This is a genomic window from Tenacibaculum sp. MAR_2009_124, from assembly GCF_900105455.1.
Lineage (GTDB): Bacteria > Bacteroidota > Bacteroidia > Flavobacteriales > Flavobacteriaceae > Polaribacter.
Map to the genome: position 1 here is coordinate 554365 of NZ_FNSF01000007.1, position 26457 is coordinate 580821.

Annotated in this window: 19 protein-coding genes; 6 read left to right on the forward strand and 13 right to left on the reverse strand. The window is 31.2% G+C overall.

Translation table 11 applies throughout. The annotated features are described in order from the left end of the window. Window positions 1–4 precede the first annotated feature (4 nt). A complete protein-coding gene (locus tag BLW23_RS19335; protein ID WP_093672962.1) occupies window positions 5–1054 on the forward strand; it encodes an AMP-binding protein in 1050 nt (349 codons plus the stop codon). 22 nt (window positions 1055–1076) lie between these two features. Here BLW23_RS19335 and BLW23_RS19340 read toward each other — a convergent pair whose 3' ends face one another. Further along, entirely contained in the window at window positions 1077–1949 is an 873-nt protein-coding gene (locus BLW23_RS19340) for an aldose 1-epimerase family protein (RefSeq protein ID WP_093672964.1), read from the reverse strand. Window positions 1950–2224: 275 nt separating this feature from the next. Here BLW23_RS19340 and BLW23_RS19345 point away from each other — a divergent pair, with 275 nt between their 5' ends. After that, complete coding sequence (locus BLW23_RS19345; protein ID WP_093672966.1) at window positions 2225–3679, forward strand: hypothetical protein; 1455 nt, start codon at window positions 2225–2227, stop codon at window positions 3677–3679. Between the two features lie 74 nt (window positions 3680–3753). Here BLW23_RS19345 and BLW23_RS19350 read toward each other — a convergent pair whose 3' ends face one another. Then, a complete protein-coding gene (locus tag BLW23_RS19350) occupies window positions 3754–4227 on the reverse strand; it encodes a nucleoside deaminase (protein WP_093672968.1) in 474 nt (157 codons plus the stop codon). Between the two features lie 306 nt (window positions 4228–4533). Between BLW23_RS19350 and BLW23_RS19355 the strand changes: the two genes are divergently transcribed. Both BLW23_RS19355 and BLW23_RS19360 read left to right on the forward strand, forming a co-directional pair. Next, window positions 4534–5997 carry a hypothetical protein gene (locus BLW23_RS19355; RefSeq protein WP_093672970.1) on the forward strand — a complete coding sequence of 488 codons (1464 nt, stop codon included), beginning with the start codon at window positions 4534–4536 and terminating at the stop codon, window positions 5995–5997. 151 nt (window positions 5998–6148) lie between these two features. After that, entirely contained in the window at window positions 6149–6799 is a 651-nt protein-coding gene (locus BLW23_RS19360) for a DUF4386 family protein (RefSeq protein ID WP_093672972.1), read from the forward strand. Window positions 6800–6893: 94 nt separating this feature from the next. On the opposite strand, the gene ggt is transcribed toward BLW23_RS19360, so the two are convergent. The 7 genes from ggt to BLW23_RS19395 all read right to left on the reverse strand — a co-directional run bounded on the left by ggt (window position 6894) and on the right by BLW23_RS19395 (window position 17442). Then, on the reverse strand, window positions 6894–8591 hold the full coding sequence (ggt, locus tag BLW23_RS19365) for a gamma-glutamyltransferase (RefSeq protein WP_093672974.1): 1698 nt from the start codon (window positions 8589–8591) through the stop codon (window positions 6894–6896). A gap of 14 nt (window positions 8592–8605) precedes the next feature. Continuing rightward, window positions 8606–9199, reverse strand: coding sequence for an acyl carrier protein phosphodiesterase (locus tag BLW23_RS19370; protein ID WP_093672976.1), 594 nt, complete (start codon window positions 9197–9199; stop codon window positions 8606–8608). Between the two features lie 46 nt (window positions 9200–9245). Next, window positions 9246–10913, reverse strand: a complete 1668-nt coding sequence (locus tag BLW23_RS19375) for a hypothetical protein (protein WP_143032232.1) — start codon at window positions 10911–10913, stop codon at window positions 9246–9248. 10 nt (window positions 10914–10923) lie between these two features. Next, window positions 10924–12150 carry a DUF4249 domain-containing protein gene (locus BLW23_RS19380; protein WP_093672980.1) on the reverse strand — a complete coding sequence of 409 codons (1227 nt, stop codon included), beginning with the start codon at window positions 12148–12150 and terminating at the stop codon, window positions 10924–10926. Window positions 12151–12282: 132 nt separating this feature from the next. Then, window positions 12283–15033 (reverse strand): TonB-dependent receptor, encoded by a 2751-nt coding sequence (locus BLW23_RS19385; protein ID WP_093672982.1) that lies wholly within the window; start codon window positions 15031–15033, stop codon window positions 12283–12285. A 6-nt stretch (window positions 15034–15039) separates the two neighbouring features. Next, on the reverse strand, window positions 15040–15735 hold the full coding sequence (locus BLW23_RS19390; RefSeq protein ID WP_093672984.1) for a hypothetical protein: 696 nt from the start codon (window positions 15733–15735) through the stop codon (window positions 15040–15042). A 243-nt stretch (window positions 15736–15978) separates the two neighbouring features. Beyond that, window positions 15979–17442 carry an aminoacyl-histidine dipeptidase gene (locus tag BLW23_RS19395; RefSeq protein WP_093672986.1) on the reverse strand — a complete coding sequence of 488 codons (1464 nt, stop codon included), beginning with the start codon at window positions 17440–17442 and terminating at the stop codon, window positions 15979–15981. 127 nt (window positions 17443–17569) lie between these two features. Between BLW23_RS19395 and recR the strand changes: the two genes are divergently transcribed. Then, window positions 17570–18187, forward strand: a complete 618-nt coding sequence (recR, locus tag BLW23_RS19400) for a recombination mediator RecR (RefSeq protein WP_093672988.1) — start codon at window positions 17570–17572, stop codon at window positions 18185–18187. 2 nt (window positions 18188–18189) lie between these two features. On the opposite strand, the gene BLW23_RS19405 is transcribed toward recR, so the two are convergent. The 3 genes from BLW23_RS19405 to BLW23_RS19415 form a co-directional block, all read right to left on the reverse strand. Beyond that, window positions 18190–19455: a hypothetical protein gene (locus BLW23_RS19405; RefSeq protein WP_093672990.1), complete on the reverse strand. Its 1266-nt coding sequence runs from the start codon at window positions 19453–19455 to the stop codon at window positions 18190–18192. Window positions 19456–19781: 326 nt separating this feature from the next. After that, window positions 19782–20636: a LytR/AlgR family response regulator transcription factor gene (locus BLW23_RS23940; RefSeq protein ID WP_093672992.1), complete on the reverse strand. Its 855-nt coding sequence runs from the start codon at window positions 20634–20636 to the stop codon at window positions 19782–19784. A gap of 1213 nt (window positions 20637–21849) precedes the next feature. Next, on the reverse strand, window positions 21850–22731 hold the full coding sequence (locus tag BLW23_RS19415) for a LytTR family DNA-binding domain-containing protein (protein WP_093672994.1): 882 nt from the start codon (window positions 22729–22731) through the stop codon (window positions 21850–21852). Window positions 22732–23836: 1105 nt separating this feature from the next. Here BLW23_RS19415 and BLW23_RS19425 point away from each other — a divergent pair. Beyond that, window positions 23837–25795 (forward strand): phosphatidylinositol-specific phospholipase C domain-containing protein, encoded by a 1959-nt coding sequence (locus BLW23_RS19425; protein ID WP_093672998.1) that lies wholly within the window; start codon window positions 23837–23839, stop codon window positions 25793–25795. Window positions 25796–25830: 35 nt separating this feature from the next. Here the strand turns inward: BLW23_RS19425 and BLW23_RS19430 are convergent, their stop codons facing one another. Next, window positions 25831–26457, reverse strand: coding sequence for a CopD family protein (locus tag BLW23_RS19430; protein ID WP_093673000.1), 627 nt, complete (start codon window positions 26455–26457; stop codon window positions 25831–25833).

Here is a 26457-nt window from a genome sequence, read left to right on the forward strand (position 1 = left end):
ACGAATGTATGTTCATACAAACTTTCGGTTAAATAACAAAACATTCAAATCTTCGAATGAATTATTAGCTTTTTCCCGTAGTATTTCAATTGAAATTTACAGCTTTATGGATGATTGGTTTAATGATCGAGACTTTATTGTTGTAAGCACTTCAGGATCTACAGGGAAACCAAAGCCAATAAAATTAAACAAAGAGTTTATGATAAACTCTGCAAAAGCGACTGGAGCGTTTTTTCAGCTGGGTGAAAATACAACAGCTTTATTATGTATGCCTGTCAATTATATCGCAGGGAAAATGATGTTGGTACGAGCAATGACACTTGGTTGGCATATTGATATCGTTAAACCTGTAGCTAACCCTTTGTCTAAAGCTAAAAAGAACTATGATTTCTCGGCCATGGTTCCTATGCAATTACAAGCTAGTTTAAAAGACTTAAGTAAAGTTAAAAAATTAATTGTTGGAGGAGGTGTTGTTAGTAATGACTTGAAAAAAGAAATTGAAAATTGCACCACTGAAATTTTTGCAACCTATGGGATGACTGAAACAATAACTCATATTGCAGTGAAAAGATTGAACAAAGAGGGTAGTGAAAATTCTTTCTACAAAACTTTACCAAATGTTACTTTAGATACAGATGATAGAGGCTGTTTAATAATTAAAGCTCAGAAAGTTTCCGAAGAAGTTGTGGTAACCAACGATATTGTGGAGTTACATTCTGAAACTTCTTTTGAATGGTTGGGGAGATTCGATAATATTATTAACTCAGGTGGCGTTAAATTAAACCCTGAAAAGATAGAAGAAAAGTTGTCTAATATTATTGATGAACGTTTTTTCGTTACAGGTGTTTCGGATACTGTTTTAGGAGAAAAGTTAATTTTGGTATTAGAAGGTGATAAAACCAGCAAAGAACTATTAAATATAAAGAAAAGGCTTGAAAGTATTGAAACTTTAGGGAAATATGAAAAGCCAAAAGAAGTATTGGCAGTTTCAAAATTTATAGAGACAGAAACAAAAAAAATCCAACGTAAAAAAACATTGGATTTGATTTTGTAATACCAGGTACTTAGAGTTTTTGTTAAAAAAACTCCATAGCATATTCATTAGTATATGTCTCACCAATATTAAGGCTCATGATTCCTGTTTTTGTTTCAAATACCTGATCCGTATTTTCTTCATCAGCAATCCCCATCCAAGGTTCAAAACAAACAAACGGAGCGTTTCCTTTTTGAGTCCAAAAGGCCATATATCTCCAATTAGGAATATAAAAATGAACTCCATGTTCATGTTTGTTCGATTTTAAAGAAATTTGTTTAGATTCGAGACCCTCAAACATAATAGCATCATTATCAAATAGATTGTATGAAAGAGGAATGGTTTTATTTAAACGAACTCTTTCAGTATCTTTTTTTCTAAAACCAGTTTGTGGATTCAATGAGTGTTGAATAGGATTCTCTTCCTTCTCAAATTCAATAAAATAATCATTGAAACTACTACTTTCTGATATTGGGCAATTAAAAGCTGGATGAGCTCCTATTGAAAAGTTAATTGATTTATCGTCTTTATTGAAAACTTCATAGGTAACCTCAATAAGGTTCTTTTTTAATTGATATCCAATTTGAAGTGTAAATTTATAAGGATATTTAAGTAATGTTTCTTGAGTATATTCAGCCTCAAAGAGAATACTTTCGTTCGTTTTAGTGATCACATTAAACTCTAAATCTCTAGCAAAACCATGCTGATTTAGCTCATATTTAGTACGATTGATAGTATAAAAATTGTTCACAAGCTTCCCAACAATTGGAAATAATACAGGAGAGTGCCGCTTCCAAAATTTAGGATCTCCCTTCCATAGATAATCTAAATTTGTTTGTTTAGAATATACTTTACAAAGTTCGGCACCAATATTTTTTATTTCAATTTGTAAATAGTCGTTTTCAAGTGTAATCATAATAAATGATAATTGTAAAACAGAATTAATTTCTATGAGTTAAAGATAAAAAAGATAAAGAAGAGAGAATGTATAATACCTATAAATTTGATTTCAAAGTTATCTTTTTGGAGTATGTTGGATTATCCGTTATTATCGTAATTGGTTGATTGTTAGTTTGATCTATATGGTCTTAATAAATACTTTCATACCTCAAAATACTACTCTTAAGGTTAAAATGTGATGGGATATTACTCATCTCATTATCTTGTATTTAACCAAAAACCAACAAAATCATGAACAAAAGAATTAAAGTAATTTATGGCTTACTTTTTATATGCTGCATTTTTTCTAGTATATCTTGTAAAAAGGAAACAGGTAAAAAAGAAAATGGAGATATTCTGAATCTTTCAAGTTATAATGAAGGTTCATCAAAGGAGCTTTGCGAAAGTTCTTGGTTCCCACACTCTCAAACACCACCGCCAGAAGAGGGGAAGGGAAGTCCATTCGATACAATAAGTACTACTAACGCAATATTTCATCAATGGTCATGGCAAAAATTTTTATGGTTGACGAAACCTATATCATCCAAAGAAAGAGAAGGAAGCAAACCGTTGTTTTTAGACTCTAAAAGGTTACTTCAGGTAAATTCACGTATGCAACCCGTAGAGCAGCAACAAGGAGCTTTATTAGTATTATCAGATACTTTACAAGCGGGTTCTAGCGGTGTACTGAAAACGAACCCAGCCTATGGAACTTCAGGTAAGGAAACGACTGTCTTTTATTCAATTCATTCAGATGTAACGATGCTAGAAGCGGCTGAAAAGTTTAAAGACTCTATTTTAAATGGAAGTTTAAAGAAAAATAACCTATCCGCTTTCCCAGTTGGTTCGTTAGAATTAAAAGTTTCTTGGGTGGCAACTAAGGCAATTGCCGAAAAAGATTTAAGTAATTATTATAAAACCACCGCCGCAGTTACAAGAGATGGTAAAGACTATGTAAATACAGAAGTAGCGATGTTAGGAATGCATGTTGTTGGAGTCGTTGAAAATCATCCGGAGTTTATTTGGGCAACATTTGAGCATAATACCATGGCTCCTAATTACAATTGGAAGGAGAATAAAGCAAGTTCAGATAATGAATTATTATTGTTCCAAAAAGGTGTAACATCAGGGATTGATGGAATTACTTGGACAGGAACTTCAGCAAAAGAAAAATATAAAGCATTTGATTTGTTCCAATACGGAGTGCCAATGAATAAAGGAGGTGCTTTTATGGAAACAAGTCAAGAGGAACCTATAAACTTTGAGAATATTGAAAATATTAACTTATGTGTAAAAGAGAATTTAAAAGACGTTTGGAAGAATTATTTTTATAATGGTTCTATTTGGATCGATACCGATGGTTTAACTAAAAATCAACAAACGAGTTTAATTACTGGTTTAGCCAAAAGTATATCCAATGCTTATCCAGGCTCGTTCGCTAGAGGATCCTTGAATTGTGCAAATGCAACTATGGAAACGTATACACAAACTTTTCAAGATAGTATTCAACAAATTAATGTAAGTAAATTAGTAAATTGTTTTACTTGTCATAATTCGATTAGTAGTAATAATAATTCACCATTATATTTAAGTCATATTTTTAGAGATTATATTAAAGGTGAAGTAGATGGTAAAAGTTTAGACCAGATTGAACTAGAGAAAAGTAAGCAAGAATTGTTAGATTATCAAATGAATAGATTAAAGTAAAGTTTTACGATTGAGTACAGCTTAAAACCTCTCTGAAACTTATAGAAAGAGAGGTTTTGTTTGAATTGTTATTTTTAGTATTCTATTTTGTCATTTTTATCATTCCATTTTTCAAATGGTTCAAGCGCTATTTCTCTTCCGAGTTGCTCAAAAGGAATACTTCTTTTATGGTACGGTAAAGGAATTTCTTTATAAATAAAAGCATCGTCAAACCCAATATCAGCTGCATCTTTTTGCCCGCTTCCATAATATACTTTATCGGGACGAGCCCAATATATAGCACCTAAACACATAGGGCAAGGCTCACAAGAAGTATAAACAATACAACCATCTAATTGAAAAGTGCCTAGGTTTTTACAAGCATCACGAATAGCTGTTACTTCGGCATGAGCGGTTGGGTCGTTGGTAGAGGTAACCTTATTATTTCCTCTTCCTATAATTTTATCATCTTTAACAATGATGCAACCGAACGGTCCTCCTTCATTGTTTTTCATTCCTTTTAAAGCAGCTTTTACCGCCTCACTCATAAATTCATGATGTTTACTCATTGCTTTTTGTTTTCTTAAAGATAAGTAAAAAGCTATAATAATATAGTCGGTTTTTATTGCTATTCAGGGAATATAAATAATAAACTTATTTTACTTTTTCTATTTCCAATAAAAGGAAAAGCATAGCTAAGTTTAGTTATAGAATTCTTAATGTTTTAATGTTATTCGTAGTGTTAAACATGACTATATGTTCAATTATGATCGAAATATCCCTAGTTATAACTTATTTTAAGGAACTCGTGACTTTTTCTTGACTTTAATAAAATTATTATTTCATTTTTGCAGCCATCAAAAAACTAACATATTATGAGGTTAATTTCAAAATCAACTTTAGGTCTGACTCTTTCTTTGGGGGCTCTATTTTTTAGTTCGTGTAAACAAAAGCAAGAATCTACTAAAAAAGAGGAAGGTTCTGTTTATAAAACATCAACATCAGTAGAATTATGTGATGCATCATGGTTCCCACATTCTCAAACCAAGAATCCAATTGAGGGAGGTGAAAAGAGTCCTTTTAGTGCAAAAAGCTCTACCAACAAAATGTTCCATCAGTGGTCGTGGCAGAAGTTTTTATGGTTAACCAAACCAACTAAAAAGAAAGGGACTGATGTTCCGTTATTTTTGAACTCTTCGAAAATATTTCAGGTTACCTCGCATATGGAAGATGTTGATATACCAGAAGGGGTAAACGTTGTACTAACCGATACGTTACAAGCTGGAGATGGTAAAATAGTATTGAGAACAAATCCTTCTTTCAATTCTGATGGGAATTCAGAAACCGTATTTTACTCGATTTATATTGATTCTATCTTTAAAGAGTCCGCTCTAAAATTTGGAGAGATCATTAAAAATGACACTGTAAAGAGAAATAACAATTTTACCTTCCCTTTTGGATCTTTGGAGTTAAAGGCTTCATGGGTTGCGACGAGTGCATTACCAAAAGAAGAGGTCAATAATTATTATACAACAATGGCTCAGGTAATTCAAAAGAATAAAGGAAAAAGGAATATTGAAGTAGCATTATCGGGAATGCATGTGGTTGGAGTAGTAGAAAATCATCCAGAATTTATTTGGGCTACATTTGAACACGATGATTTAGCGCCGAATTATAATTGGGAAGAGAATAAGGCTTCTTCAGAGAATGAAAAACTATTATTTTCAAAAGGAAGTGTTGAAAATAGTATCAATGGTATTAAATGGGATAGAACAGATAGAAAGAATCAAAAGCCCGTGGAAACTTATAAGGTTTATGATTTATTTCAATATGGAGTGCCTAGAAATCCTGATGGGACTTTTATGGAAACATCTCAGGGTGGAGAGAAGAATTTTAATAATGTCAATGATATCAATAACTGTGTTAAGAAGAACTTAAAGGACGTTTGGAAAAACTATTTTTATAATGGATCTATATGGTTAAATACAGATGGTATGAGTCCAGAAGCTCAAGCTGCAAAGATTGTTGAATTAGGAGAAGGCATTTCCAGTGGAGAGAAAGGGGCTTTAACAAGAGGTTCTTTGAATTGCGCCAACGTAACCATGGAGTCGTTCACACAAACATTTGAAAATGGTATTCAGAAGGTAAATGTAAAAACTTTGGCAAATTGTTTTAGTTGTCATAATTCCGTGAGTTTTAAAACGGATTATAGATCACCTTTATATTTAAGTCATGTTTTCGACGCATATGCAAAAGGATTGCAAGGACATTCAAAAGATGAAGTAGAAATGCTGAAAGCCGCCCAAGAATTACAAGGGTATATAAAAACAAAATTATAAATAGAAGTATTACCAACTTTTTAATAAGCACTCCATAATTTATGGGGTGTTTTTTATTTAGTAAAGAGAATTTTGTTAGTTAAAGTATTGAAATTATGTAAATTAACGTAGCAAAATAATCAACCAATCGTCTTTAATATAAAAACTTACCATGAATACTCATAAAATTGGAGGATACTCCGCAATAATCGAAGCGCTACTATATGTTATAGGTTTTACCTATTTAATATTCTTTCTATCTCCTGGTATGGAGGCCGCTAATGGAGATGTCGAAAAACTCGCATTTGTTCTAAATAATAAAGTATTATTTCAAATTTGGAACTTACTCATTTACGTTCTTTTCGGAATTATTTTAATTCCTCTTACCATAGTTATCAATTCAAAATTCAATAAAGAACATTTGTTAGCATCTAAAGTAACACCTGTTTTAGGATTTATTTGGTCAGGATTGGTCATTGCCAGTGGAATGGTTGCAAATGTTGGTTTGGAATCGATTGAAGTCATATTTTCTACTGATAAACCTTCTGCAATAACGGCATGGAAGACCATTGATGCCATACAAGGAGGATTAGGAGGTGGAATAGAAGTTGTAGGAGGACTTTGGGTGTTTTTAATTAGTTACTTTGGAATAAAAGAAAGAGTTTTATCAAAGCCTTTGAACTATTTAGGATTGACAGTAGGAATTGCGGGAATCGTATCGGTTTTTCCGGGGCTATCTGATTTAGGGGCAATTTTTGGATTAACTCAAATCGTTTGGTTTGCTTGGATTGGAATAGTTCTATTAAAGAAAAAGGAGAAGTGAAAAATAGTTTAAACTTTCATTAAAAATATTCAAACCCCGATATAAAAGCGTCGGGGTTTGAATATTTTAATTTTAGAAATTCTATTTTAAATAGTTAAAAACCAATGGCTGTGTCATCACCTCTTCGATCCGCACCTCCTTCTAATTTACCATTAGGTAAAATTAAGATGGCATCTACCTTACCAATTACAGGAGAATTTGCTTCATCAATTGTGTATCCTTTTTGGGAAAGTGAGGTTTTTATTTCTTTGGAAAAACTATTGGGTTCCATTTTAACAATATCTGGTAACCACTGGTGATGAAACCTTGGTTGATTAACAGCTTCCTGCATTCCCATATTATATTCATGTACGTTTAAAATTGTTTGTAAAACCGATGTAATAATGGTTGATCCTCCAGGTGTACCTACAACCATCCATAATTTTCCTTCTTTCTCAACAATGGTTGGGGTCATAGAGCTCAACATCCTTTTTTCTGGAGCTATTTCGTTAGCTTTCGCTCCGACAAGACCAAACATATTCGGCTCTCCAGGTTTACTACTAAAATCATCCATTTCGTTGTTTAGGAAAAAGCCAAGTTCAGGTACATATAGTTTTGATCCGTATGCTGCATTAATGGTTGTGGTAACAGAAACGGCATTTCCAAATTGGTCAACAATTGAATAGTGAGTCGTTTGATCACTTTCAATAATCTCGATGTTACCGTGCGACAAATCTTCAGATTTTGTTGCTTTTTCAAAGGAAAAAGAACTCATTCGTTCGTTAGCATAAGCTTTGCTCAATAATTTATCCATAGGAATAGATACAAAATCAGGGTCACCCAAAAAGTAACTTCGATCCGCATATGCTCTTCTTTCTGCTTCTGTTATTACTTGAATTGATTTCGAAGAGTTATGTCCATATTCATGTAAATCGTAAGGTTCAATAGCGTTCATTATTTCTGCTAAACAAACACCACCGCTTGAAGGAGGTGACATGGAAATAACTTTTAAATCATCATAGTTAAATACTACAGGAGTTCTCCATTTGGCTTGATATTTGGAAAGATCTTCCTCTGTAACATAGCCGCCTTGTTGTTGTAAAAAAGAAGCCAGTTTTTTTGCAGTTTCTCCTTTATAAAACTCATCTCTACCATTTTCTAATACACGAGCCAGTGTTTTTCCTAACTCTGGATATTTGATGGTATCTCCAGATTTCCATGTTTTAGCCAGAGGGATCGTGTCGTTATTAACTCTAAAAAAATCTTTTTTATGTTTTTGTAAACGTTTTTCTTGCTTGTCAGTAACAATAACTCCTTTATAAGCGAGGTCAACAACAGGCTGAATGATTTCATTTATAGGGAGGCTGCCAAATTTTTTATGAGCTTCAAATACACCAGCAATAGTTCCTGGTACACCAACGGCAGTAGCTCCAGAAGTACTTTTGTTTTTTATAATATTACCATCATCATCTAAATACATGTCTCTATGAGCGGCTAAAGGAGCCTTTTCCCTGTAGTCTAACGCACCAATTTTCCCTTCATTTGTGCGATAAATCATAAAACCACCACCTCCAATATTACCTGCATAGGGATAAGAAACTGCTAAGGCAAGTTCAGTGGCCATCATAGCGTCGAAAGCATTACCTCCTTTTTCTAAGATTTTAACACCTATTTTGGAAGCCTCTTTTCTGGCAGAAACAACCATCGCTTTTTCAGTAATTAAACCTGTGTTAGTCTTTTTTTTAGGGATACTGGTTTTACAACTACTTACTATAAAGCAGCTGCTAATGAACAAGATTAGTGATTTTTTCATTCGATTAAAATTGATTAGTTTGTCAAAAGTTCGCTCGTTTTAATTGTAGAAAAATCTTGAAGATCTTTGAAGAATTTGGTAAAGTCGCTATTAAAGGAATCATAATGTAGTAGTAGATCTTCTGTAGCAAGATTCATCATTGATTTTCCATTCGTTCTATTATTCATTCCCTTTAAAACGTCTTTAATACCTTTTGCAAACTGATAATTGTATAACCAATTATACTTGACCATATAAGGAAGTAAGTTTTTTGTTTTTTCAGGAAGAACATCAATATTTTTTTCAAGTAGTTTGTATACCGAAGAGACATAAACATCTAATGGGACTTCAGAATAATCGCGCCAGTTAATGGCTAAAAAATGGTCATAAAATATATCTATAATAATTCCATCATAATGTCCATATCTTTCATGTAATCTTCTTTTGCTTATACGAACAATTTCATGAGCATCAGTGAAAGTATCAATAGCTCTATGAAGTAAAATACCTTTTTGTATGTTTTCGGAAAAATGAGAAAACTTATTACCCTTAATGTGATCAGCAATAAAATTCCCAATCATAATTTCTTCGTTATTTTTTGAGAGGTATAAATGCGCTAGAAAATTCATCGCATAAAAGTAAAAAAAAACAAGGACTTAAGTCCTTGTTTTTAAATTAATGCACTAAAAATGTACGTTTGAGGGAGACAAACTTACCTTGTTCAGTATATCCAACAAGATCTATTTCAAATTCACCGTTAACATCTGATGTGAAAAATGTGATTTCTTTTTCACTGGTATCGATATTTGGGTCCCAATATAATTGAGTTCTGAAATCTGGAATTCTTTGGTTTTTGAGGCTTTCTGAGTCTTGGAAAAAGTATACTTTTTCTGGTTGCACAGGAGTCACCTTAATATTTTTTCTATTCGTTAGTGAAGAGCTAAAATCCTTTTTAAATGTTTCTACCACTGCTATTCCTTGATAAAGTGCATTACCATAAAAGTATTTATCGGTTATTATTGATACAGACTTAATTTTTCTAGCGTCAAAATTTAATAAGTCTTCATGATTATCTAACAGATAACCATCAACAATTACTAATGAAGATAAAAATTTTAAAATTTCGTAGGTTTCAGGATTGGTTATACTAAGTTTATACTTTCCTTTAGTTTTACTAAATCCTGCCCCCGAAATAACTTCAACAAATGTCTCCTTAACTGTTTTAAATCTTTTGAAATCGTCTAAAAGATATGTTTTGCTTATTTTATCTAATAGCAAATTATTGTCTGGTTGCGATAGTAGGCTATCTCTTTTAACAGAAAAGAAAGCATTTTCAATTTGAGAATATAAGTTCTTTTCCTTTATAGTTTTTGTTAATGAATCATTAAGATACAATTGAGGGAAATAACTGAAATTTGTGTCAATAGATTTTTTGGAGTGTACGATAATTTCGAATTCATCTTTATGATCATCATGAATTTGTATAGATACGTTTTTAGTATCTAAATTAGGTATGTTGAAGAAAAATTCTCCATGCTCATTAGTAACTGCAGAAACTGGTAAATCAAGATTTTTACTTGATAAAGACATTTTAATATCAGAAACCGACAATGAAGAAGAGTTTGTACTTACCTTTCCTTGAATTAAGGAACCTCTTAATTCTGGCAGGTAAATATTCGCCTCTTTTTTTACTGAGCTGAGTGATTTATTTCCTTTAGGAATGTTAAAATTATTTTTCTTTCTTACTGAAATAGAATAAAGTCCATCGGGTAGAGAAAATTCCTCAGAGAGATTAAGTTTAACCTTTTCTCTTTTTGAGTATATAAATTGGTTGTTTTGAAAAGATTTCCCCTTTTTATTTTGGCCATTGACAAAAGTATCGGAATTAGCAGTTATCTGATTTTCTACACTAGAGTTTTTTAACTTTTTTGAAAATGGATTAACAATGAAAATGTTCTTTGAAAATACAATTCCCTTGTTAAGCATCCATTGTGTATAAACCGCAAGTTTGTATGTTCCTGTAACTATATCAGTATTGATAAAAATGTCGCCATAACCACTTCCATCTATCAAATTGATGGATTGTTTTAATACACTTTGGTTGTCATTATTAATTAGTTCAATATAGGCTATTTTACTATAAGGACTAAGTTGGTTTAAATTATCCAAGCAGTAAATTGAATAGTATAAATTTTCACCGGTTAGTAAAAAATCATTGCTGTTATGAACAAATATTTTTTCAGTTGGTAAAGCGTCTATGCTTTTTGACAAGTACTGTTGCGATTGAGCATTTGTTAATTGAAACAGCAACAGGTATATGATTAATATATAATTTCTAGTCATAGTTTTTATTTTATTCAATCCAAAAATCAGGAGGAGATACTTCTCCAAATTGTCTGCAATCACCGCATGGTTTTCTTGCAAGAGCATACGGTTTTCCTGGTGGTGGAATAGGAATGTCAGGTGGAGATTGATAAATCCAACCCGATTCCAATAGTTCTAACAAAGGAGAACTCCCATCGCGATCTTCGATCAATGGGTTCGGGCGATCCGTGCAACTTAAAGGAGTTGGGTAGTTTATAAATGCTAAGTTGGTAATTTCACTTCTGTTAACAAATATTCTTTTTTCATGTACAGAAGAAACCTCAAAAAAACCCAATACTTTATCGTTATCCGGATCAATGTCTGAGGATATATTACTAGGTACATTTCCTACTTGGATTTGCGAAAACACATTATCTGGGTTAGAAAATTTGTCTAGTAGACTGTAAAAATCATAGGTGTTTTTGTTAAGAACGTATTGTTTGATTAAAACTGAATATCTAATTCCGATAATGTAATTATCAAGCGGGATTCTACGAACGGGAATGTTGGTTACTTTGTTTTCATCCAGGGAGAAGGTTTCCGAAAGAAGAATGGAACTAGATAACTTGTTAACATAGCAAAAGCCAGTTCCATCAATTTCTGGTATTTTATCCACTAATCTAAACTCATAAGGAGAAGTATCTGATACAACTTCTAGCTTTTTGGGGCTCCAAATATTGGTTTTAATTTTAAAGGTTTCATCATATGCATATCTGTAATAGTTTCCTTCATGAGTGTTAGTGATGCTATTAACTCTAAATACGAAATCAGGAGTGTCACTCTCATCATTGAGTTCAATGGCCGTATTAATTTCTTCAATTTCAGAAAGAGGAGGGAGTTTTTCTGAAGTAGAGGTGTACGAGCTCCCATTGGCAGTTTGTATTTTCAATGAGTATGACTTATTTGCTTCGGCGGCAAAGTTTACGGAAGAAGTATAAACACCATTTTCTTCTTCTTGAAATCTATATATAGTGCCATTGTTATCGACTATGGATACTTCAGCGTTTCTTACTGGATCCAGTTGTGTTGAATCTATTGGAATTGTTCGAGATAACTCTATAGAGTGCTTTTTAAATTCATTCGTTAGGATAGATCTAACAACTAAATTATTTTCATAAGTATTTGAACTGAATTCGATTGGTTCAATACAACCATTTATAAAAACGGTGAGTACTAAACTAAACCTGATAATATATTTTTTTATAAAAGTTTTCATGAAATTTTATTTTTTGTCACATTTAAAGCCATGTTGGTTTCGTGCGCATAAATAGTATTAATTGGTTCTTTATAACCACTCGACAAAACTGGAAGAACTAAGGGAAATTTAAGAACGTGTTTTTTCATAGCCTTAGAATTTAAAATTATAAGTTATAGTCGGAATTGGTCTTGAGAAAATTGAGCTTTGATATGCTTCAACATTTCCATTATCATTGGTTTGAAAGAAAACAGAATAAGGATTGTTTCTTCCTAACACATTATAGATTGAAATATTCCAAAAGCTATGCGCAAACTTTTTTATTTTGTGATTACCTTCGATATTAATCCCAATATCTAACCTGTAATAATCTGGAATCCTAAATTGATTTCTATTACTATAGGTTAAATATTCCACTCCAGAATATATGAATTTCCCTGTAGGGTAGGTTATCGGTCTTCCTGTTTGGTACGTGAAATTTGTAGAGAAACTATACCTTTCAGTGAATTTATAATTTAAAACTAAGTTTGCATCATGAGGCTTGTCATAGTTAGTAGGGAAAAAGTTTCCGTTATTAACTCTTTCTTCATCAAACATACTGTTTAATTGTATTAATGAACGAGAATAACTATATCCAACCCATCCATTTAAACGGCCTTTGGTTTTCTTAAGTAAAAATTCAATTCCATAAGATTTTCCTTTTCCTTGAATCGTTTGTGTTTCAATTCTATCATTTAATAATAATGTGGCGCCAATTTTATAATCAATAAGATTGTTATACTCTTTGTAATAACCTTCTAGACTCATTTCATATTCATTATCATTGAAATTTTTAAATAACCCGAGAGATAATTGTGAACCTTCTTGTGGTTTTATATTCGAATCGGAAAGTCGCCAAGTATCAACAGGAGTGGCCGTCGTATTGTTGTTTAGTCTGTGGATATATTGAAAAGACTTGTTAAAACTAGCTTTTAACGATAGAGTGTTATTGAATTCGTATCTTCCTGATAGTCGGTAGCTCAATCCTTGATACGTTTTAAAAACTTCATTATTCTCGTAATCAACAGTGTTAACTAGTGTAGATTCATTTTTAGGCGCATTATTCTCGTATACTCTTTGTGAGGAAGCTCCTAGAGCTAAATACTGATTATATCGAAGGCCAACATTAAAATTTAACTTAGGACTAATGTTTATTTCATCAGAAATGAACAAAGCACTTTCAAGGGCTCTTTCTCTATTAATTGTAAGTGGAGTTACATTAGAATTATTTCCATTCGGAGCAATAGCGCCTGGATTTATTGTGTAAAGTTTAGATTCTAAACCATAATCAAATTTATGAGTTTTAGAATGGTCGTACCTCATTTGTAATTTTAAATTGGTTTCATTGATATTATAATTAAGACTAAAACCATTGGTTGTTTTATCTGTCTTATAATCGATATCAAAACCATAACTGCTATTTGATACTATTAAATTTCCTCTATTTTTTTCATTAAAACGATGTTTCCAATTCAATGAAAACATTGTGTTTCCATAACTATTTATAGTATCCGATGCAATTTGATAATTATCTTTACTATAGTATCCTGTTAAGTGGATCGAATTATTCTCATTAATTTTATGAGTGTACTTACCAATTACGTCATGAAATGAAACACTACTTTTCTCAAAGTCTTTATTGTCAATTAAACCTAATATCCAATCAGAGTAAGTACTTCTTACCCCCAAGTTTAATCCAGCTTTATCTTTAACAATAGGAATCTCCAAGTTAATGTTTCCAGTAACAGGCCCAATTGAAGCTTCTCCTTTAAATTTATCGGTACTTGCATCCTTGGTACGAATGTCGAAAACAGAAGAAAGTCTACCTCCGTATTGAGCGGGAATGTTTCCAGTATAAATTTTTAAATCGTTTGTTGTGAATGGATTAATGGCTGAGAATAATCCTAAGAAATGAGTCGGATTATAAATAACTCCATCGTCTAACAAAAATAAGTTTTGATCTACTTTTCCTCCTCTTACGTTCACTCCTTCTGATCCTTCGCCTGCGGATTTAATTGAAGGAAGGGTTGCAGCCACTTTTAAAATATCTCTTTCACCTAGAACTAAAGGGATGTTTTTTATTTCTTTAGCTTTAATTTGACTTATACCGGCAATTGTTTGTCTTATATTTCTGCTTTTGTTAGCATTAATAACAACTTCATCGAGTTTTTCTGATTGTGGGTTGATTGAAAAATTTAACTTACCATCGTTGTAAAGAATTAAATCTTTTTCTTGAGATTCGAATCCAACAAAAGAAGTAGATAAAGTGTTTTTACCAAATGGAAGTTCAAGATTGAAAAAGCCATTCTTATTTGAGGTAGTATATAAATTTTTATTTTTTTCTACAATGGTAACGCCTTCAATGGGCTCTCCATTTTTATCATTTTTTATATAACCTGAAAGTTTATAAGTAGATTTTTTCTGATTATCTTCTCTTCCTATTTTTATTAGCGAGGTATTAGTTCCTATTTCAGAATCAACTAAAACGGGAGCACCGTCATTTAGATTTTTTTCATTTATAGTAGTTGTTTCATAGATACTTTTTTTAATTAAGTTTCCATTTGTTAATACTATTTTGTTTTCTTGAAGAACAAAATAGTTAATATTACTTTCTTTAAAAATGGTTTTGAGTATATTCTCTATGGAGGTCTCTTTAAAAGAAATACTTGTCTTACGATCGTCAAACCACTTATCTAAAAAGTAAAAAGTATAGTCCGTTTTGGTTTCAATAAGCTCTATTATTTGTTTTTTGTTAAGATTGTTTATTTCAATAGAAATGGTACTACTTTTTTCTTGAGAAATAGCAGGTAAAGCAATAAATAGAATGATTATTGTTATGACCTGTTTAATTTTAGATATAATCATAATGTATTAAACTAGCAATTGTTTCATTAGCTTGGTAACAAAGTTGGTAAAGTCGTTTCTATATAGGAAGCGATTTTTTTTAAAGAATTTGTTGATTCTTTTTTTATCATTTGGAAAGATTTTCACGAAATCTTTGCTTGAATGCACAGAATAAAAATTCTTTAAATAGTGTACATAGTATTGATCACCTTTCTTTTTAAAAGTATAATATCTATACTTCCTGTCTTTATTTTCTTTACTTACTTTTCGGTGTTTTTTTAAAACAGAAAAACCATTTGAAACGACAAGCTGCTCTAAAAAACCAATATCAACGTTGTAAGAATTAATAAAAGTGTGTCCATTTAATTTAAATTCTGAAACAAGGCTTTTCTCTGGGACAATTGAAACTTGTCGTTGATGATTGATAATTTTAGCAACTAAAAAATCATCAACGATATCATACTTGATATTAATATCATAGAACCGTTCTCCACGATAGTTAATACTACCTTTAGAGAAGAGTTCGTTTTTAAAGTAGTTGTGGTTTTTCGGAAGTTTTCTTCGATACCTTTCTTTAAAAACAGTACCGTAGCTTAGTTTCGTATTATTAGCTCCTATAGTTTTATCAAATAGGGAAAACATTTGGGTGTTAATGTTTTTCTCCTGCGATAAAGCAATATGAATACCAAATAACGAAAAAATGACTATTAGAGTTTTTTTCATTTTGTAGTAGGTAGGTTACAGTGAAATTTAGTTTTCTTGCTATAAAAATATTATTAATTTTTACATAAAAATGTTAAAGTGATAATTTTATTCCTTTGTTTATTGATTTTTTAGTTTAAAAATGTGTAGTATTTTGCGTTTTTTTTAAATGTTAGTCAGAAGTTTAGAAGGTAATTTCATTACATTATAATCTATAAAAAAAACCGTCTTAATAGACGGCTTTTTTATAACTTTAATTGAAGGCTAGTTCTTAATTGGTGTATTTTTTAAAATTTCAAGTAAGAACTTCCAAAATTTTTGTGTTGATGAAATTTGAGCTCTCTCATCAGGAGAGTGTGCTCCTCGAATATTCGGTCCAAAAGAAACCATATCCATTTTAGGATAATTTTGTCCTAAGATACCACACTCTAATCCTGCATGACATGCTGCTACATGAGGTTTTTCATTATGTAGTTCTTCATATAGTTTAGTAACGGTATTTAATATTTCTGAATCAACATTAGGTAGCCATCCTGGATAAGAACCTGAAAAATCAACATCAAACCCAGCTAATTCAAAACAAGATCTTAACGAGTTTGCTAGATCCCATTTATTGGTTTCTGAAGAAGAACGAGTTAAGCAACCAATTTTAATATCGCCATTTTTTACAATAACTCTTGCAACATTATTCGATGTTTCTACTAAATCTTTAATATCTGGACTCATACGATATACACCATTTAAAGCAGAGTAAATCGCTTTTATCAGCCCTTCTTGAACTCCCAATTCCATTACATTATTCGGTGCAGAAACTTCATTTAATTCAACGGAAAGATTTGGTTCAATACTTTTAAATTCGGCTTTAATATTGTTAATTAATTCGTTTAGTTCAAACAAAAATGGCTCTTTCGAAACTTTATCAATAACAACAGTAGCAAAACTCTCCCTTGGAATAGCGTTGCGTAAACTTCCACCATTGATCTCAGAAATACGTATGCCAAAATTAGTAAAACCATCAAATAACAAGCGATTCATTATTTTATTCGCATTGCCTAAACCTTTATCTATATCCATTCCTGAATGTCCTCCATTTAATCCAGTGACAGATATTTCATAAGAAGTAGAATTTTCAGGAGTATTTTCGGTTTCATAAGTCCTGGTGGCGGTAATGTCTACTCCACCGGCACAACCCATACCTATTTCATCATCTTCTTCGGTATCAAGATTTAAGAGAATATCACCGGTTAAAACACTTCCTTCAAGTCCCATAGCACCAGTCATGCCAGTCTCTTCATCAATCGTAAATAAAGCCTCTATGGCGGGGTGAGCGATATCTGAAGACGCTAAAACTCCCATAATAGCCGCTACTCCAAGGCCATTATCAGCACCCAAAGTAGTTCCTTCAGCCTTTACCCAGTCACCGTCAATAACCATTTTGATACCCTCCTTGTCAAAATCGAAATCAGTATCTGAATTTTTTTGATGAACCATATCGAGATGACTTTGAAGAACCACAGTTTTCCTGTTTTCCATTCCTTTGGTTGCTGGTTTGCTTATAATTACATTGCCTACTTTATCAACAAAAGTTTCTAAATGTAATTTTTTTCCGAAATCAACCATAAATTGAATTACTCTTTCTTCTTTTTTAGAAGGACGAGGAACTGCATTTAAATCTGCAAAATGACTCCATACAGCTTTTGGTTCTAAGTCTTTTATCTCTAAGTTCATATTAAATCCTTAATTTTTGTTTAGTGGATCAAAGGTAGTTATTTTGGTAAATTTTGCCTAACAAGTGCGTCTATATTATGGTTAAAAATGGTGTTAATTTAAGTTTTAAAAATCGTAATTTTGTAGAATGGATTTTTCTTCGAAGTTACTTGAAAATGCGGTGAATGAAGTAAGTCGTTTACCAGGAATAGGAAAACGAACAGCATTGCGTTTGGTGTTGCATTTATTAAAGCAACCTAAAGAGTCGACAAAGTATTTGACGGAAGCGTTACGTGTTATGAGGAATGAAATAAAAACATGTAAAAAATGTCATAATATTTCAGATACTATATTGTGTGATATTTGTGCAAATCCGAAAAAAAATACTCAAATTGTTTGTGTTGTAGAAGATATTCGAGATGTTATGGCAATTGAAAATACAGCGCAATATCAGGGTGTATATCATGTGTTAGGGGGAAAGATTTCTCCAATAGAAGGAATAGGGCCTCAGAACTTACAAATAGAATCATTGGTTGAAAAAGTTCGTTTAGGAGAAGTAAAGGAATTGATATTTGCTTTGAGCTCAACTATGGAAGGGGATACCACTAATTTTTATATTTATAAACAGGTTGAAAAATACGACATAGTCACATCAACTATTGCCAGAGGTATTTCTGTTGGAGATGAGCTCGAATTTGCTGATGAGGTTACTTTAGGGCGCAGTATTTTAAATCGTATCCCTTTTGAGAACTCGTTGAAAGGGTAAGTCTAAACAAGTTTCTTTAGAAACACCAACCCAATTACAACTAAAATTACGATATAAAGTAAGCTAGAAGCTATTTTACCAAAAAGACCAATACCCCAAGAAGGAATAAGAACATCTGCAAGTGTTCTCCTATAAGGTGGAAGTGGTTTGTATTTAGGAATAATAGAGTTTGGAATACGAATATCCCAATTACCTCTTACTAGTAACGGCATTACTAATTCAAAGGAAATTTTTTCATCACCCTTGCGAAGTAAGTTTCTGTAGGTTCCTATATTCGAACAGTATATCTTTGCGTAAATGGGCTTGTTCCATACGGTAGCATCACTAGCTTTATCTTCAATCAGTTTTTCAGGATCGTTTAAATTATTGTAGTAATCTTGTTTAATTAAAGGTAATTGAATTCCAGGTTCGCTAGGGCTAACACCAATTTTGTCGTCATCTTCCGGGAACTTCGTTATTTTATTTACATATACGGCACCCACAGCGATATCTGGTTTTATATCGAATGAGTTACCCGTATTAACATACCAAGGTGATACATTAGGGTAAATTTTGATGTCAACTTCAAAAGGATAGTGGCGTTGGTTTGCTATTTCTCTTCTGCCATCATCTTCACCATCTCTTCTTCCTTGCCATGCTTTAGTCTCTAACGTTACATTAAATTTGGTTAACCATAAATCCATACGAATTCTTTCGATTTTTATGGTTGAATCAATAATACTAAAGACTTCTTTTGTATAGGTTTTATAGGGCTTTCCTTCAGATTCGAATCCTAAAGAATTTACAATACTTAGTAAGTTTTTGTTTTCAATTGGATTATATGCTCTTGGGTCAGTAACTTTAATGTTTAAATCAGGTTTCCCTCTTGTTTTACTATCTGGATCGAAAATTAACTCATGAATATTAAAACCTCCAACGAACTGAGGATATTTGTTTTTTTGCTGTAGCACCGAATCACGAATGTATTCTTTTCCATTATAGATTAACTTTTCAAGATGTACTTGAGGTCCTTCAAATTGACTACTAGTAGTTCCTAAGAAGTTATTGTAATCATTTTGCCATTCCTTTTTTTCTGCGAGATTTAAGCGAGATTTGAGTTCAGTAAGAATATTGTCTTTAAAAGAAAGATACTGATCTCTACTAGCTTTTTCGTATTCTTGGTATGAATATTCCTTTACGTAATTATTAGAATAATTTCCTTTAAAAATTCCCGAAATCAAGAGAATCAAGGCAATTATAAGAGCAATTCCAAGAGTCTTCTTATTCATTGAGCTAAAGTTTGTAGTTTATTGGTAGCTCTAAAATTAGTGTTTTTTTTCTAGAGGAATTTTAAGAAAGTAAGAAAATAGGGAAAACCCCATGTGTTAAAGGGGGATTTGTGGAAATAGAAAAGAGAAAAGGCCAACCAATTCAGAAAACCTCTCCTCCCAACAGGGATAAAATTAGTTTTTTATGATTAGTGTTCTTTGTTTAAAAGACTATTAGAAGATAATTTGTCGATGAAATGTCAGTTATATTAGTTGGTTTGTAGTATCGATTTTGAGTACCATAGTAAATATGTATGACGATAGTTAGCCATTTTAATGGTATTTGATTAAATAAAGTGATGCTTTTTTGAGTTTATCTGTTGTGCAAGATACTTGGCTTTATTTGTGCTAACTGGAATTCTGCAATTTTTTGATTTGAGTACAATATGAGTTTTACTTCTGTATGAATTAATATATTTTATATGTGAGATGTTAATTAAATAAGATTTATGACATCTATATAATGTTTCGTAAGAAGTCAATTTTTTTTGAATATTAGATATGTTTTCGCGAAACAATATGCTTTTCACATCATTAATATCACTAAGTAAATAAAAGATGTTTATATAGTGTCCTTCAGATTTAATATAGAGTAGATTTTTTATCGGAATTAATAGTTGTTCATTTTTGTTCTTACCTGTTATTTGTATTAATAACGTATCACTAAGTCCAATATTTAAAGGTGTCTTATTTAAAACATAGCGGAGTAAGGTAAAAAAACTCAAAGTAATATATATAAAAAAGCCAAAAACAAAAGCTTTTATCAAGACTTCAATAATTAGGTCTTTGGAAATTGAATTAGGGAAAATTAAGTAAGTAATAAGTGAAATTAAAACTAAGGATAAAGATATCGTGTTTAAAACAAGTAGAACTTCTTTAATATAGGTCCACTTTTTCGATGATATAGGTCTAAGAATAATAATATTAATGATTAAAGAACAGGCGATTAAAAAGCTGTATATAATATTAGTTATAATAAAGGGAGTTCGAGAAACTACTGGAAGACTCCTTATCGGGAATAATATTAGTAATGTTAAGGATAATAGAAATACTGAAATAATAACCCGTCTTCTTTTAAAAAGTTTTGAGGGGCGGTAGTGTCTTTTAGTTACTGTTTGATACAGTTTTGAAAGGTTGTTCATGTGCAGCTAAGCAAAATTTGTTAGTTTTTACTTAGTAGTGGTTTTTATCTTAGAAGGTCATATAAAAGTAGGAAAAAATCTTTATTTAAGATGAAAGATGTTGATTTTTAAATATTTATGTATTTTTTGGATGGTTTTTTGTTTGTGAAAACATGAAAAAAAATGAATCTAAATAACTGTTAGTCAGTTGTTTATTGTTTTTTTAGTGTAATGCCTGCTACGAAATAGCTAAATAGTTAAATAATATTGCTTTAAACTGTATCTTTAATATATGAAATTTGAAGTTTCAAAATAATTGTAGTCCCGCTACTTGTTGAATTTCCCCTGATTTAAGTGATACTTAAATTTTGTACTTCAAATAGAATGAGAAGGCGATCTAAAGTAATTTCTTTGGATGGCCTTTTTTTCTGCGCAAGAAAAAAAGATCAGAAGTTGTAATAGAAATGAAAAGAGGAAAGGCCAACTATTTTAGAAAACCTTTCCTCTCAACTAATGCTTTCCTATAAGAAGAATGAAATCGAAAATTGTTACAGTTATATGTTTGAAAAGTATAAAATCAGTTATTTGACTTCGTAATGATACGTTTTTTTAGAGGAGCAGGTTTTTGTGTTTACTATGTATAAGAGGCAAGCTATGTGCTGTTAAATGAAGTTATGATAAAATGAAAAGAGGAAAGGCCAACTATTTTAGAAAGCCTTTCCTCTCAACTAATGCTTTCCTATAAGAAGAATGAAATCGAAAATTGTTACAGTTAAATGTTTGAAAAGTATAAAATCAGTTATTTGATTTCGTAATGATACGTTTTTTTTAAAGGAGCTGGTTTCTGGGTTTATTAAAAAATAAGAGGTAAAGTATGTATTGTTAAATGAAGTTATGGTAAAATGAAAAGAGGAAAGGCCAACTATTTTAGAAAACCTTTCCTCTCAACTAATGCTTTCCTATAAGAAGAATGAAATCGAAAATTGTTACAGTTATATGTTTAAAAAGTATAAAATCAGTTATTTTACTTCGTAATGATATGTTTTTTAGAAGAGCTGGTTTCTGTGTTTACTATGTATAAGAGGTAAAGTATGTATTGTTAAATGAAGTTATGGTAAAATGAAAAGAGGAAAGGCCAACTATTTTAGAAAACCTTTCCTCTCAACTAATGCTTTCTTATAAGAAGAATGAAATCGAAAATTGTTACAATTAAATGTTTAAAAAAACGAAAAGATTATTGATTTATACTTTCTTTAAGTAACTCTACCTTGTCTAATGCGATTGGAATTCTTTTGTTAAATCCATTAACTATGGCATAAAATTTCTTACCATAATAGTTAATAGCTTTTATGTGTATTAAATTGATAAAATAAGATTTATGGCATCGAATAATAGATTCGTGTTGGTTCAGTGTTTTTTCTATTTCATTCATGCTAGACCTAAAAATAACATTGTTCAATTTTTGTTTATCTAGTTGGGTGTAATAAATATTTACATAATGACCTTCAGATTTCATGTAGATCAAGTTAGATGAGGGAATAACGAGTCTTTCATTTTTATTTTTGCCTCGTAAATCTAAAATTTCTGCAGTTTCTCCTTCAAGATCTATATTGAGTTTTGTTTTATTGGTTATATAACGAACTAAATCAAAGAAGTTTATTAGGATATAGAAAACAACACCAAAAACAACTGTATAAAAGAAAGATTTTAATACAAATTCGAAAGAATAGGAAAAAGTCGATGTAGACTGAACAATGTATTTAAGTGAAAGGTTGAGGAATAAACAAGCAAAGATGTTGATAAGAAAAAAAACACCAAAAAAAATGCTTAAATGATAGAAGATTTCGTGTTTGTATAGCCATGGTGTTCTTTTTGTAGGCTTAAAAATATAATAGTTTATTAGGTATGAACTACTGGCTAGTGTGGCAAAAACAACTGATGTAAATAGTTGAGAAGTAAGTTCTTTGAAGGTAATATTGGAAAAAGGAAATAATTGAATTAACAAAAAAGTGGTAATAAACGTAAATATTACGGACTTCTTTTTGTTGTATAGCTCATTAGGACGGTAATGTTTTGTATCAAATAACCCAGCTATTGAAGATGATTGTTCATTCATGTATAAGGACAGCTTTAGTTTAAGGGAGACATACAAGATATTAAATATTTAAATGCAAATCAATATCTAATTATATGAAAACCGAAAAATATTAACATATTGTTTTTTAAATGTTTAATTATTGTTTTATGGAATCTAATGATCTCAAAAATGACAAAGTTGAACATCATGATTTTTTAAATATACTTTTGACCCCAGAACAAGGAATAATTGTGCCAATAACAAATCGACAATGTTATTTTAGCATTCTTTGTTTTAGTATTCAGATTGGTCTGTGGGGGGACAATTTGTTTATGGTGAAGGCAAAATAGATATTCTTCTATTTTGCTTTTTTTATGGTAACAAATTAACAGTGTTTTATTTGAAAATTTCAAAAACCTATAAGAAAAATAAGTGTAATCAAGTTGTTGTTTTCTAGTTGTTTATGTGGTTTTTTGTGAAACCTTGGTTTTATTGATATGAATGGGGCGATTTTGAAAGAATATTTGAAATACTTTTACAGTGTAAACGAAAAAGAAGAAGTGTGATTAAATAAAGTTTACTACACTTTTAAAATTGTTTGAAAAAAATAACCTTAACTATTTATTATAAATAGATTTCCCCTTAATTCAATAAAAGAGAGCATTTTGCTCTCTTTTATTCTTTATAGGCTAAATGACCCGAGGCTACCTTCGTTAGTCAATGTTTATAGTTTGAAAACACATTCTTATAAAATCCTCTGAGGACTTGCTCCAGAGAAATTCACTTGTTTTTAGGTCCTTTTTATCATATCCGTTTTATATGTGGAGTCTATTTAATTGAAAGAAATTTAATCTTAACTGTTATTCATTTAAGACTAAAAAAGCTTTTAAGTGACATCTCACGTTCGTATTCAAAATTTAACCAATACTTTTTACAATGGTTTTATGTAAGTAGATGTAATCTTCTTGTAGTTAAGTGGTTGTGTATTATTTGTTTAGGTGGTTTTGTGTGAAAATGGTTTACCGAAATTAGAAGATGTTACTGACTGTTCCAAATATTCAAGTAATATTGTTGTGTAACTGTTTGTTTATCAGTTTTAAAAGAGATGAAGGGTGTTACTTTATTAAATTTAAAATTTTAGAATATGAAGCAATTAAATACAATTAAAAAGCAAATTTTCATAGTTATACTTTTCTGTAAATCATTATGCCTTTTTGGACAGCAGGGAAATAATTGGATGAGTTATTTAAATCCTAATACTAATATTGCCAATATAACAATTCCTGGAAGTCATGATACTGGAGCTTATGGTGAAGCCGATTTAAGCCGACAACAGAATTTATTCCCAAGGTCAACGTATATAACTCAAGATCTATCGTTTTATGAGCAATTAAACAAAGGAATACGCTTTTTTGATATTCGTTTAAAAGAGAGTGATACCCATGTTCCAGGTGATCCAATAATAGTTCATGGCGATATTAAATTTCATACTAGATTTAAAAGAGATGTTTTGGGAGATGTTAAAAGATTTTTCCGTGAAAATCAAAAGGAAGCGCTTATAATGACCATTCAAAGTGACCAAGGAAGTGCTAGTAAACTTGCAAATGAGCTTAACAATATAATGAATGATCCTTCGTACAGAGATTTGTTTTTCACAGATAATAGGTTTCCTAAGTTACAAGAATTAAAAAGTAAAATATTATTAATAACTAGAAGCCTTAATAATGTTGCTGGTATAAATTATAGTCCGGTAGATAATGTTACTTCTGTGGCTAATACAAACCCGTATATAAAGGTTAATAACTATTATAATTTGGGTACAGATTCATGTTTATCATGGCCATTTACGAACTGTGATGTAAATAAAGATAGAAAATGGGGGAGAGTAAAAGAGTTAATGGAAGAAGCTGATAATAATAGATATTCTAATCGTTTGTACTTAAACGCAGTTAACGGGTATACTTCCAAGAAAATAGCACAAATACCTACTCCAATACCAGATATTACGGATGTGTCTGATTACATGAATCCACGTGTAATAAATTACATGAAAAAGATTGATAAAAGTTATGGAGTGTTAATTTTAGATTGGGTTAATACTTCTTTGATAGAAGCAATTTACAAAGTTAATTTTGACGAATGGGCATTTGATACTCGCGCAGTATTATATCAAGATTCAAATTTTAAAGGTGATGCGATTAGAATAAAAGGTGATGATGCGTATTTGGGAAGTTCTGGTCAAAACTTTAATGATAAAATTTCTTCGGTTAAAGTGATATCGGGGTATGAGTATTTTGGATATGAAAATTCAAATTACTCAGGAAAATATGTTTCACTAAGAGGAAATGTTAGTTATATAAGTGGCGGTTTAAATGATGAAATCTCTTCGATGTACTGGCTGTCTATCCCTAATGCTGTCCATTTTTATGAAGATGTAAACTTTACAGATGATGGTAGTAGACCAACAAGTTTTACGAGTGGTTCATACGATGACTCACTTACGAATACAAGTGTTGGTAATGATGAAATATCCTCGTTACGAATTCCTCCTAATTGGACCGTTAGAATGTATAGAGATGCGAACTATTCTGATGGCTGGATTCAATTTAGAGCCGGATCATCGGGTTGGTATAATATTAGCGATATAACTGATCATTTCTCAAGTTGGAATGATGAAGTGAGTTCGGTTAAAATTTGGGATTATAGATATGACGGAAGAGGGTTAAATAACTCAGAGGTTGGTGAGATAGAGGGGGAGGTTATTGATAAATACGGTAATACTATTGCGATTGGAAATACTAAACGACCAAAAGTTTGTTCTGATTGTAATGAAATTAGCAAGTCAGTTAGTATGTATCCAAATCCTGTTAGGTTTCACAAGTTTGATGTTGTTATTAATACATCGATTAATGAAAAAGCAGAGTTAAAAATACATAATGTATTAGGTGAATTAGTTTATAAGCAAAGCCTCGATTTGATCGAAGGGATGAATAGAATACCAATTGATATTTCTGATTTTAGAAGTAAGTCAAAAGGGGTATATGTTGTAGAAATTGAAAGTTTAAAAGGAGTTCGTTTATCAAAGAAATTACTCATTAAATAATTGCTGATCGTTTTGAGAAAATATTTCTCAGAATACTACTTTTTCTTTAGGAACGAAGAGAGCTTATAAAATAAGCTCTCTTCGTGCTTATCTTCGTTAATTAATTGTTGTTCGTGTTTGTCCCAGTTCTTTTTCGCGCGTACCTTTTTATATAGTTTAACGCTAAACATTAAAAGAACGGAAACTAAAATTATTCCTACAACGCCCCAAATCCAATTAATAGCATTTTGTAAAACAACTAAGAACACTACTGCAAATAGAATAATAGTTGCTATTTCGTTCCAAATTCGTAATTTCAATGAGGAGTATTTTACAATGCCATTTTGAAGCTGTTTGAAAATTTTATGACAGGCTCCATGATAAAAGTACAAGGCTAAAACAAACGTTAGTTTTACATGCATCCACGGCATTTCAAGGTATATAGGATTTTTATAGAGCATCCAAAAAGCAAAAAAACTAGCTAATACGGCAGATGGCCAAGTAATAATATACCATAAGCGTTTTTCCATAAGTTTATATTGAGTTTGCAGAATTGATTTGGCAGGTTCTTCTTTTTTATCAGCTTCTGAATGATAAATAAATAAGCGAACAATATAAAATAGGCCAGCAAACCAAGTAACAACAAAAATAATATGAAGGGCTTTTATATAAAGAAAGTCCAT